7 protein-coding genes are annotated in these 12,683 nt (G+C 52.5%); 3 read left to right on the top strand and 4 right to left on the bottom strand.

Annotated elements, in window-relative coordinates; translation table 11 throughout:
- Positions 1–231: 231 nt before the first annotated feature.
- Positions 232–1,998: a tetratricopeptide repeat protein gene (locus BMY60_RS13655; RefSeq protein WP_090334374.1), complete on the bottom strand. Its 1,767-nt coding sequence runs from the start codon at positions 1,996–1,998 to the stop codon at positions 232–234.
- 515 nt (positions 1,999–2,513) lie between these two features.
- A complete protein-coding gene (locus BMY60_RS13645; protein WP_090334370.1) occupies positions 2,514–5,906 on the bottom strand; it encodes a M20/M25/M40 family metallo-hydrolase in 3,393 nt (1,130 codons plus the stop codon).
- A gap of 165 nt (positions 5,907–6,071) precedes the next feature.
- Here BMY60_RS13645 and BMY60_RS13640 point away from each other — a divergent pair, with 165 nt between their 5' ends.
- The 3 genes from BMY60_RS13640 (at position 6,072) to BMY60_RS13630 (ending at position 11,036) form a co-directional block, all read left to right on the top strand.
- Complete coding sequence (locus BMY60_RS13640; RefSeq protein ID WP_090334373.1) at positions 6,072–6,692, top strand: GmrSD restriction endonuclease domain-containing protein; 621 nt, start codon at positions 6,072–6,074, stop codon at positions 6,690–6,692.
- 352 nt (positions 6,693–7,044) lie between these two features.
- Positions 7,045–9,855 carry an nSTAND1 domain-containing NTPase gene (locus tag BMY60_RS13635; protein ID WP_090334369.1) on the top strand — a complete coding sequence of 937 codons (2,811 nt, stop codon included), beginning with the start codon at positions 7,045–7,047 and terminating at the stop codon, positions 9,853–9,855.
- Positions 9,856–9,986: 131 nt separating this feature from the next.
- A complete protein-coding gene (locus tag BMY60_RS13630; protein WP_090334367.1) occupies positions 9,987–11,036 on the top strand; it encodes a Fic family protein in 1,050 nt (349 codons plus the stop codon).
- 152 nt (positions 11,037–11,188) lie between these two features.
- Here BMY60_RS13630 and BMY60_RS13625 read toward each other — a convergent pair whose 3' ends face one another.
- The gene (locus BMY60_RS13625; protein ID WP_256250853.1) at positions 11,189–12,382 is read right to left on the bottom strand and encodes an SUMF1/EgtB/PvdO family nonheme iron enzyme; all 1,194 of its coding nucleotides are present in this window, start codon (positions 12,380–12,382) and stop codon (positions 11,189–11,191) included.
- Between the two features lie 14 nt (positions 12,383–12,396).
- Positions 12,397–12,683, bottom strand: a 287-nt coding sequence (locus tag BMY60_RS13620) for a transposase (RefSeq protein WP_143057455.1), incomplete at its 5' end; no start/stop codon positions are given.

Raw genomic sequence — 12,683 nt, 5'->3', positions numbered from 1 at the left:
ATAAAGTGCTTTTTATTAGGTTTTGTGTTTTCATGCTACTCATCCTGCATGAAAACAGATTAAATGTCCAGTCAATAATTACGGGTAATAGGCAGGCCTAGCCGGATGTTGCATCAATTGCTGGAGTTTAAACGCTGAACTGTTTGTATTGTCCTGGAGGCGCAGCGGGCACAACGCAATCCATGGATGCTGACAAGCTCTCCACGAAGCGTTCCCGTAATCTCGCGCAGGTCACTTTTTCAGGCGCTCTATGGTTTCCAGCAAAACTTCATTTCCCGGATCTCTTTCAAGCGCGGACCGCCAGACATCTTCAGCGTCTTCGCGCGCACCCTGCGTCCACAGCACTTCGCCCAGATGCGCCGCAATTTCACTATCCCGGCTGATCGCGAAAGCGCGGGTTAAATAATTCAGTCCGTCTGAAATATTACCCATACGGTAATAAACCCAGCCCAGACTGTCCATGATATACGGATCATCCGGAGATAATTCAACCGCTTTTTTAATCAGTTGCAAAGCCTCGGGCAAGTGCAGCCCGCGCTCAGCAAAACTGTATCCCAGCGCATTATAGGCATGCGCGTTATCCGGCTTGAGTTCGATCAGTTTTCGCAAATCCTTTTCAAGAATTTCGAATTTGCCGATTTTGTCCGCCGCCAGCGCACGGTCATACAGCAGCTCAGGATAATCGGGCAGTTTTTCAAGTCCACGGTCGAGTATCCTGAACACTTCCTGATGCGACCCTGCCCGCCGCAAGATCTGCGCTTCAGCCAGAATCAAATGTGCAGTTTGCTGGTCGTTGGCTGCCGGCAACTGCTGGATATGCAAACGCGCATCATCCAGCTGCCCCTTTTGCGCCAGCAAATCAGCATAGCGAATCTGTGCCGGCAGATAACGGCCGCCCCGCCTGATCTGGCGGTAAAACTCCATCGCCAGATCAGTCTGCTGCATTTCCTCGTAAACTCTGGCCAGATGAAAATAAATGGCGCTGGTATCCTTATATCCCAGAGCCAGCGCTCTCTTTAGACTGATCTCGGTCATGTCAAAGTCGTACAACTCTGTTGAAATCAATCCAATTGCCACCATGACTTCGGCATCTTTCTGATTCTTTTCAAACAAATCCCGCAACTGCTTGCGCGCCAGTTCCTTTTCGTTCAATTCAACCAAAAGCCGTGTATAAGCGATACGCACTTCAGTTGTTTCGGGATATTTTTTGAGATAAGCGCGGTAAAAATTCGCGGCATCAATATTGGAATGACGCTGCAGCATCCTGCCGTTCTGCACGGCGGCAATCTCCCAGTCTGGACGCAGGGAAAGCGCCTGCTCCATTTCGGTTTGCGCGGTCTCATATTCCCCGGCAAACCAAGCCGCCTGAGAAATGGCAAAATGCACTTCCGGTAACTTTGGATACGGCACCGCCAGCTTCTCTATCAACCGCAATATTTCGCTTTTATTCGAATTACGGGATAACAGTTGATTAAGCTGCATGAACGCATTGCCGACATTTTTCCTGTCCGAAGCCAGTAACATCTCCAGATGCGGAAAAGCCGCATCCAGTTTACCGAGGTTAACCAGCATCGCAGCAAGCGTCTGGCGCGCATCAAGCGAATCCGGATCAAACTCGACCCACATCGAAGCTGCTTTCTCCGCGGCAAACGGCTGACGCGCATGCAAGGCAATTTCACTGGCACGTTTGGCAATGCGCGGATCGCGTGTAGTATGCGCGAGTTTCAGGTAACGGCTGACAGCGATCTCGAGATTGGCGCGCTGTAATGCAGCTTCGGCAAGCAGAAAATCAAATAAAATTGGTGCGGTCAGTTCCAGCTTGGGAAGTTTCGTTTCATCGATTTGTTCGTCTTCGTCATCAGGACTGGAATTGCCGGAATCAGCGGCTTTTGCAGATTGGCTGGATTTTCCCGCTTGCTCACCACCATCCCGCATGGAAAGCTGGGCGCACGCAGTCAGACCAAGTACCAGTAGAAAAACAAGAATGTTAAGTTTCATGAAAAATCCAGAGACAATAAAAATAAAAAAACGGTATGCTGGCAACGTTTCCCCTCGACAGGCTGGATGAACAATTTGTTTGTTTCTCGTTATTTTAATGGATTCTGTTTTACTTTTCACTGAATAAAACACGGCAAACATATACGCTTTAATTTAAAATCACAATCAAAACACGTAAACGCATCTGCCCCACCGGCAGCTGCAATCGGCGCCAGATCGGTTCATTCTGTTAATAAATACGGTTTTTTTGGCTTCTGTCGCCACCTGATGCTGATACATTTCGTACGCAGAGCAGTATTTATACCTTTTAAAATCAATAATCTGATTTATCTTGCGCTGTTTTATCCGGGAGCAAAATTGTTTTACGAAAGCTCATCAGAGGGTGCCGTCATGCGTTATGTACAATTCTGTTTGTCCAAGGCACTTGAACATAGCTATGGCTATATTCTACACGTGCATAATTGCACATAACACATGACGGCACCCCCTAACATAGGCAGCTGTAAAACAAGCAATCAACGCGCATCCAGAATAATTTCAACCATATGCGCCTGCCCTTCGCGCTGATAGTGTAATTCGACAGCCTGCCTTGCTTCCAGCGTTTTCAAAATTTCGGAATAGGAAGCCAAATCGCTGATCTGCCGGTCAGCAAGTTGCATGAGAATGTCGCCTGTTTGCAGCCGAGCGTGGTAAGCAGGCGTACCGGCTATTACGCTGTCGACACGGACACCCTGACCCCGGTACGCAAAATCAGGCACGGTACCCAGCCGAGCGCGACGCCTGACTTTGGGTTCGTCCGTCTGTTGCGCGCTCCGTGCATTGCCGGATTGCAGCGTCACAGTCAACGGCTCGATTCGGCTGGCCAGATATTCAGCCGTCTCCTTGAGCACAGCCGCGATTTTGATAAGTCCGGCGTCATCGATTTTATCTGCTGTATCGCCTGGCGCATGATAATCTTCATGCGCCCGCGCAAAAAACTGCACCGCTGGTATGCCTGCTTCGATAAACGCAGTCTGGTCGCTGGATCCGAAGTCGTCAAGCACTGCATTAACAGGAATACCCGTTACAAAACCTGCGCCGCGCAAAACATGCACCAGTTCTTGCGCGCTGCCCGCGCCCAGTACTGTCACCGGGTGTGCATCCAGACGGCCTACGGTGTCGAGGTTCAACATGGCTGTTATTTTTTCAGCCGGGTAGCTTTGCATATGGTGAATGTAACGCTTCGATCCCAGCAATCCCGATTCTTCGCCGGTAAAAGCAACAAATACGATACTGCGTTCGGGTTGCCATGTTGCAGCAACCTGACGCGCCAGTTCCAGCATAACTGCCACACCGCTGGCGTTATCGTCCGCGCCATAATGAATTTTTCCCTGATTACCGCTGCGCACGTCCGGCCACCCCGTGCCGAGATGATCGTAATGCGCGCCGATCACAATGCTTTCTTTCGACAATTGCGGATTTCTGCCGGGCAGAATGCCGACTACATTGCGCAAAGTGATTACACCTTTGGGCGCGCCGACATCCTGCTGCCAGGTCTGAAAATAGCCGTCCCCATCACCGCCGGGTTGCAGACCTGCCTGCTGAAACTGCTGTGCAATATACTCTGCAGCCTCGTCAAGTTCGGTGCTGCCCAGCTCGCGCCCCATCAACGCCTCGCTGGCCAGATGCGTAATGTCCGTCATCATACGGCTGGCCGAAAAAACCGGCGGCAGCTGCGCCAGCGCCGCACGTTTTTCCAGCCTGGCCGTATATGTGACATCGGCGGATTCACCACCGGGTTGCCGGACAACCACTGACAGCGGCGATTCAATGACCGGCCACTGGCCTTTATGGATATTCACCAGAGCCTCGCCTTCATTACCCGCGAACGCCAGATAACTGTACTTACGGTAATGCGGCAGCTTCCGGGCCAGCTCGTTAACGGCCAGCGGACTGTTCGCCGCCACCCACAGTATTGTTTTATCCGGCATGGACGGCTGCCGCGCGGTCAACACAACTGTATGTGCATCATCCGTAAACACCTGCTCATTCAGTGTCAACTGCGTTCCTTCAAACTGTACCGCATGCTCATTCAACGCGCCCGCCGCCCGTCCGGCAAAACGGTTGTGCCAGCCCAGGATCCAGACCATGCGGTCTGACGGCAGACGATCGAGCTGATCGTCCCGCTTCACTTCAAACCGGCCCGGTTGCGTCCGCTGCCAGGTTTCGGCCAGTCGCTCATATGCCTGAATCGTGGAAACATCATCATCGGCGGGCAGAATCAGCAATGGTGTCTCGGCGCCAAAGCCCTGTGAGAGTGCCGGCGGTATTTCACGGCTGTCCAGGCGCCGGAATACATCAAACTGCGGATCGGCTTCCACACGTAACGGCCGTGCCTGAAAATCCAGCTCGATCTCATGTTCGCGCCGGTTCATATCCACCTGCGTCTGATAGGCCTGCGCTTGACCCTGCAGATGAACCGCAACCGGCACCCGCAAGCGGTAAACCCCGTCACGCTGAGTTTGTTTGAGCGTGGCTTTTAGCGTGTAACCCTCCGGTGTTTTATTTACGACAGCATCCTGCAATGCCAGTTCAGGCGCACCGGTGCGATGCACCCATTGCTCAAAGAATGATGAAAAATCATGCGGTTCAATTTCGTCGAACAGATTTTGCAGATCGTCAAAACCCGCCTGCTTGAATTTGAACTGGCTGTACAGCCGCCGCATCATTCGCGCAAACGTTTCATCGCCGACTTGTCTTCGCAGCATATGAAAAAACATCATGGTCTTGCCGTAACCCACCGCCTCCGAGCTTGAACTGTGGCGCGCAACGAAATGCGCGATCGGAAAGTCCTTTTCCTTGCCGACGAAATCGGCGTATTTCTGCAGCACATCGCGCCGGTATTCCTCTCCCTTGCCGCGCTGTTCGTTGACCAGATGATCGGCAAGATACGCCGTCAGCCCTTCCGCCCAGTTGCCTTTTGCGTAATCGACGAACACACCGTTGCCCCAGTAGTTATGCAGAATTTCATGCGGATACGACGAATGCAGGATAAACGGAAAGCGGATCACCTTCGGCCCGAGCAGAGTAAACGAAGGCATGCCGTAGCCGGTTTCCCAGAAATTCTCGACCAGCGCGAATTTGGTATAGGGATAGGGCCCGATCAATTTGCTATACATGCCGATATACTGCGCGGTGACATCAAGATATTTTTGCGCAAGCGGTTTATCGGCTTCGCGCAAATACACAAGCGCCTGCACCGCGCCGGCAGGCTGGCTGTAACGCTGGTAACGCCCGGCAACGAGATAAATGTCATCCTGCGGACTCTGCTCCTCCCAGGTAACGGCAGTACCCGATTCACTGACATGTTCGCTGACCAGCGAGCCCTGGCTGACTGCATCCCATCCGGCAGGCAGACGCACACTCAAACGAAACGACACCATCGGATCGTTAAACTGTGGATACCAGGCGCTCGAGTTGGCCAGAAAAACCCCTGCGGATGAAATCACACCCGGCGTGTAGCTGAAGCTGCGCGCGTATTCCTGTCCCGGTTCCTGTACCGCGTGATGAATGGTGCCGCTGTAATGCAGCGTCACCGGCTCAGACAGGGATTCAGGCATCAGCAAATAATGCCGCAAAGGCACAGGTGCATCTTTCAGCGTGCCTGCAACAGCAGGCACTATCTGGCCGCCGCTCACGGCGTCTATCGTCAGATGCGCATGCAGGCTGAAGCGGATTTCCGTTGATGCGCTTTCAAGATAATGCTGCGGGACTTTAATCCGGTCGACAACTCTGATTTCCGATGTGTCAGGCTTGATTGATACATCCATCTGGTGATGAAATATTTCAGTACCGCCCTGCGCAGCCGCGCTGCAAAACAGGCCGGCAAGAAAAATGATTAATAACAGACGTGTTTGATATACATTCATGGGTTCAGATCTATTCCGGGAAACACTCAAATTGATGATTCACCATCGGCATGCTTAATTGACGGTGTTAAATTGCGGCATGGTCTTACTGGCGGTCAAGCATACCCCATATGTTTTGTTAAATCCATCCACGGAAAAAATTCAAATACTGTTCGAACACTGCGCATGCGCCGCCATCACAACGAAACTATAATTTCAGTCAGACTTGCTATCGTGCTGATTTTGCTCACACTGCTCGCACTGTCCGGTTGCCGGCAGCTTGGCAAGCAGGCACAGCAGGCCGACAGCGTACAGACAATAAAAACTCCCTACCAACGCAAAGACTGGCCGCACTGGATCGATGCAGACAGGGATTGCCAGAACACGCGGCAGGAACTGCTCATCGCAGCCAGCCGGATACCTGTACAGTTCAAAGATGCACGCCGGTGTACGGTCAAAGCCGGGCTGTGGATCGGCCCGTATACCGGCAAAAAATTTACCAACGCCGCCGACGTCGACATCGATCATATCGTACCGCTCGCACATGCACACCGGCATGGCGCGGACAAATGGACACGCGCGCAACGCCGCACCTTCGCCAACGATTATGACAACCTGCTCGTCGTCGATGACGCCACCAACCAGGCCAAGTCCGACCAGGCCCCGCATGAATGGCTGCCGCCGAACGAGTCGTTCTGGTGCGAATACGGCCACCGCTGGCAGCGTGTCAAGGATAAATACCGGTTGCATTACAGTAAGCCGGAACGTACTACTCTGAAATTGTTGGCTGAAACCTGTTTCCGCTAATACATAATCAAACGAATGACGCTTTACGCATCTGCCTCGCTTTACGTTTATAAAGCTACCCGTAGGTTGGCGTGACGCAGGAGCGCCAACGGCTTTGATTGAGGCTGGCTGTGCGTTGGGGTTCGTTCCTCACCCCAACCTACGCGCTACGCGCTGTTCTGAAACAACTGGCTGCGGATTGTATGCGTTAACGGCAAAAAATGAATGACTATGCGCCAATCTATTGCGAACAGATGGCCACATAACTTATCAAGATAACAAAGGATTCTCGGTGAAGAAATTTACCGTAATCAAGAACGAACATTGACAATTCGGGATACAATCAGCATTACGTTAAATTGATCACCAAACCATGCTGCAGGAAAAATCCAATCCAGGCAAACAGGTTTTCATCAGCTACAACCGCACCGACCGTGAAGCATGCATTGCCTTGCGCATGGCGTTAGAACAGGCCGGTCTCAGCGTATTTCAGGATGAAGATTCCATTCGTGTCGGTGACCGTTGGGTAACACGGCTTGAACAAGCCTTGCAGCAGTGTACTGCTTTTGTGTTATTGGCCGGGCGTGATGGCATTCAGCGCTGGGTGGGCGCTGAAGTCCAGGTCGCTTTGTCACGGCATCTGTCGCCACACGACGATGCTCAACGGCTGCCCATTTTTCCCATTCTGCTTGATGCGGCACAACCGGATGCATTGCCGCCTTTTCTAAAATTGTTCCAAGCGGATCACTGGACACCGCAAAATCCACTACCAGATGATTTGGTTTCGGCCATTCTGTCTCACAGCATCCGTATCGATTCCCGGCATATCCTGGAAGATCGCTGTCCTTACCTCGGGCTTAGCGCATTTACCCGAAATGACGCCGGGTTATTCTTCGGACGACGCCAGGAAATTTTGGAAGCCCTTTCCTGTCTCGGTGATCAGCAGGGAACCAACCCGGAAGCACTCAACAAAAGCGGCGGGTCAGTTTATCATCGCTGGCTACAGGTTGAAGGTAACAGCGGTTCGGGTAAATCGTCGCTGGTTCAGGCGGGCATGCTGCCGATGATTGAACAGGGTGCCTTATGGGGGCGTACCGGCTATGATCACTGGCGCATCCTGGGGCCCATGATGCCTGGTAAAAACCCGGTAAAAAGCCTTCAGGAAGCGATCATCAATGGATTGACCGGTGCGCCGCTGGAACGCATTGCGTTGGCGAACAAAATTCAACTCGAAAAGCCGGATGCGCTGGCTTCCGCCATCAAAGCGTATCACACAGCATCGGCGCAAACCGCTTACCTCTTGATCGTCGATCAGTTCGAAGAACTGTTTACTTTTTCCGAAGCGTCATTACGCAAACAATTTGACAGTCTGCTGGCTAACGCATTACAGGATACCAACTGCCCACTGTTTCTGGTCAGCACGGTACGCGCTGATTTTCTAGATCGTTTTGAGTATCTGCCGAATCTGCAAGCGATTTATAATCGCCAATGCAAACGCTATTTTTTACCAACCATATCGATCAAAGGATTGCGGGAAGTCATTGAACAACCCGCCCGCCTTGCCGGACTGGACGTTCAGGAAGTCTCGGCCGCTATTTTAAAAGATGCCGAGAATGAAATCGGCGCATTGCCGCTCGTGGAAAATGCATTGACATTGTTGTATCAGCATCAGCAGCAACCCAACAAACTCAGCGGCGATTATTACCGGCAATTGGGCGGTATCGCAGGGATGCTCAGTGAAGCGGCTGACAGACTGCTGGCGCGTATTGACCGGGCTGTCCCCAAGGGTAAGCTGGCAGCACTCGAATTGTTACTGCGCCTGACGCGCATTAACGGCCAGGGGCGGCACACGCGCCAGCGCATTACGCTGGATGAAGCCATCTTTGTGGCGGGTAATGGCGATGATGCATCCGGCAAACGTATCATCGAAATGCTTTCAGGACAACGCGACATCGACAAGCTGGAAACCAAATATCAAAACGTGCTGCGGCTGATTACACTGAATACGGAGTCGGGACAGCACTATGTCGACTTGATTCACGAAACGCTGATCCGCGCGCATAGCAAGGACGAATATACAAGCAAACAAACAGGTTACTGGCCTGCCTTGTTTGACTATATTGAAAATAACCGTGACCGTGACATTTACCGCCAACAGCTGGCCTTTGAGAGCAAACGCTGGCAGCAGAGCAAGGGTATCGGCCGTTTGTGGAACCTGACTTATTGGGGGCTCAACAAATACCGCGCACTGCGGATTCCCCGTGACAGTATCGAAGGCAGTTTTCTTGCCTGGAGCAGGCGCACGCAGGCCGCGCTTGTTGCCATATTTTCAGGCGTTGCCTTATACGCCGCAGAGTCACTCTGGTGGGTTGAAAAGCATGATCTGTCGCTGGAAATGATCTGGACATTGCAGCGTTTTCGTTTTGGTAATCCCGTACTGCCTGTACTGACAGACAAACCGATCCCGGCCGGCACCTTTGACATGGGTGAACTGGGCACCGCGTTCAGCACGAATCTGGGAGAAAACGGGGAATACTTTGGCGTACCCGGAAAAACAGTACAGATCACCGCGCCCTTTCACCTCGGCGCCACCGAAGTGACCTATAAGCAGTACGATTATTATGTCTGGCAGCAGCACCGTCAAAATAACACGCAAGTCGCATTTCCAAATACCGCCAAAGGCGGGCGCGGCAACCGGCCGGTGGTCAATATCAATTGGTTTGAAGCCACCGCGTATGTAAGCTGGCTTGGTGAACAAATACATATGCAATGCCGTTTACCGACCGAAGCGGAATGGGAATATGCTGCGCGTGGCGGCACGCAGACAGTTTATCCCTGGGGCGATGATGTGAGCAAAAACAATGCCAATTGCGATGGCTGCGGCAGTCAATGGGATAAAAAAGAATCGGCGCCGGTTGGCAGTTTTGCTGCAAATGCATTCGGACTCTACGACATGTCGGGCAATGTCTGGGAATGGACCTGCTCAAACTGGCGCGAACAGTTTGACGGCAGCGAACAAAGCTGTAATGACGATATCAACGATACACAGTATCGTGTGCTGCGCGGCGGTTCCTGGTTCGATAATCCGGGGTTCGTGCGTTCGTCGGCGCGTAGCGACTACCATCCAGCCAACCATCTCGGCCTTTTCGGTTTTCGGGTGTTGTGTTCGTCCCCCATCGAATAGCGGTTCGCTGGCGCACTGAACACTGAAGTGCTGTGCCACAGTCCACTGTGCGCCGCACGCTTCATTTATTCCGGTATGATCCGGTCATTATCCCGGTTGCCATTCCGGTATAATCCGGTATATATTCGGGTATGATCAAAACCGACGCTATCCCGCTTACCCACGAACTGCTCGCCTTGCTATCCGAGATTGACGAGTTCAAGGGCGCATGGCGCGCCCTTGGCACGCTGGCGCCTGATCGGCTGAAGGCTTTGCGCCGCATCGCGACGATTAAGAGCATCGGCTCTTCCACCCGTATCGAAGGAAGCAAGCTCAGCGATCGTGAAGTGGAACGCCTGTTAGGCCGGCTGAAAATCAAAAAATTTGAAACACGTGATGAGCAGGAGGTTGCCGGTTATGCCGAAGTCATGGAGACGATCTTCCAAGCCTGGCAGGACATTCCTGTTACCGAAAACCATATCAAGCAACTCCACCGTGACCTTTTGCGCTACAGCGAGAAAGACGAGCGGCATCGCGGTGAATACAAAACCGTGCGCAATGATGTCGGTGCATTTGACGCTGATGGAAAAATGATCGGCGTTGTATTCGAAACGGCAACGCCTTTTGATACGCCGCGCCGGATGACCGAGCTTGCCAATTGGCTGCGCGATACCCGCGAAACCGGCAGGCTGCATTCGCTGTTGATGATCGCTATCTTTGTCGTCGTGTTCCTGGAAATTCACCCTTTCCAGGACGGCAATGGCCGTTTGAGCCGTGCACTCACCACGTTGTTGCTGTTGCAGGCCGGATATGCCTATGTACCTTACAGCTCTCTTGAAAGCGTCATTGAGAATAGCAAGGAAAGCTACTATCTGGCCTTGCGTCAGACCCAGGGCAGCATCCGCACCGAAACACCGAACTGGCAACCCTGGCTGATGTTTTTCATGCGCGCTTTGCAGCAGCAGAAGCGCCGACTTGCCACGAAAGTGGAACGAGAGAAAAACGCCTTGTCTGCTTTGTCAGACCTGGCTGTTAAAATCCTGGATTATGTGCAGGATCATGGCCGTGTCACAACCCGTGACATGGTGCGCGGGACAGGGGCAAGCCCGAATACGCTGAAAGCAACCTTTGGTTCGCTGGTAGCGAAAGGCTTCCTGGTTCGCCATGGCGGTGGCCGTTCCACATGGTATAGTCAGCCATGATCCGTGAACAGTCATCCGGCGTTTCAGTGTTCGATAGGGTGTTGAGGGTCGTTCCTCACCCCGACTTTACAAACAATAATCGGGTAGGATGTGCCGACGACAGGAGGCGCATCGTTCACGATTTGATGCGCCTTGCCGGCACATCCTACCGACTATTCGATGGGGGACGAACACAACACCCGAAAACCGATAGCGCCGTAACGGAGGACTGGATGGAAGCTGACACGCGCCGACGAACGCACGAGCTCCGGACCATCGTCCCAGGAACCGCCACGCAGCACACGAGCCTCGCTGTTTCCTTTTTCCCAGGACGAGCCATCAGATGGCGCGCCTTTATAATTTTCATGCCATCTATCCTGGCACCATTCCCAGACATTGCCATGCATATCGTACAAACCGAAATCATTCGGGGGATAGCTGCCTACCGGTGTTGTCTTGCCAACATTCCTGTTAAAGTTTGCCTGGCCTAAGGAAATATCAGCACCTGTATAGTACGGCGTTTGTTTGCCCGCACGGCAGGCATATTCCCATTCGGCTTCACTCGGCAGCCGGTAATGACGGCCAGTCTGTTCACTGAGCCATGCACAGTAATCCTGCGCATCGCGCCAGGAAACGTTGATTACAGGCCGGTTTCCCCGTCCCCAGCCTTTGTCCTCCGGCATTTCCCGACCAGCATGCTTACAAAAGTAATCGTAGTCATCAAACGTCACCGTATAAACACCTATCGCAAACGGTTGTGCAATCCGAACTTCGTGTTGCGGCACCTCACGACTAGATCGCTTCGGCTCATCTTCCGGCGACCCCATGAGAACACGCCCGGGTGGAATAACCACCATCAATGGCCCTTCGCCGCTGGTTTTCAGCTTGTCGCGGAACGTCTGACCCGGCGCGGGCAATGATGGTGTGATGCTTTGTTTGGGTTTGACAGCAATCGGCATTGGCTCTGATGCAGACGTTGAAATAGAATCTTGGCCATTCAAATGCAGCCGCAATGGAATTAACAACTGCGTCAATCCGGAATGATCCTGGCCGTTTTCCCAACCGATCAGGTCGGCCGTCTGGATGCGGCCAAATCCATAGGGAAATTCAACCCTCTCGATAAACGCCGGGAACAGAATATCCTTGCGCTTGCCGTACTCAGCTTCCTCAAGCACGTAATCGCTGTCACGCGACTTGGCCGACCAGAGCACAACTACTGCACTGGCGGCATGCAGTTCCCGTTCGATTTCCTTATGCCAGCGGCGGCCGACATGCGTGTTCCGGTCGATAAATACCGACCAGCCTTCCGCCTGCAACCGTTCCACCACCCGGTTGGCAATCGTTGCATCCATCCTCGAATAACACAAAAAAATATATGCCTCTAAACTATTTTCAGTTTAATTTGAGTATGACACAAACACGCATTTAGAAGACGGGAAGGTAATTCAGCTTCCCATGCTCGCCGATTAAAACGGTAGCAAAACTCATTGAGATATTCTTGCAAGTAGCCTGATGACACACCATGATACGTTCCCAGCAAGAATGTTTTAAGGTTGCCAATGGCGATATGCACCCATGGCAACCACTCACCAGCTTTGTCTGGCGGGGTCACGCGTGCGGTATGATTCTGTGTTTTGCCGATTTCGGCTAAAGAAGGCAGCGCATCGC

The sequence above is a fragment of the Nitrosomonas sp. Nm51 genome (assembly GCF_900111165.1).
GTDB lineage: Bacteria > Pseudomonadota > Gammaproteobacteria > Burkholderiales > Nitrosomonadaceae > Nitrosomonas.
Note: the sequence above shows the minus strand (reverse complement) of the source record. Positions and strands in the feature narration are given on the sequence as shown.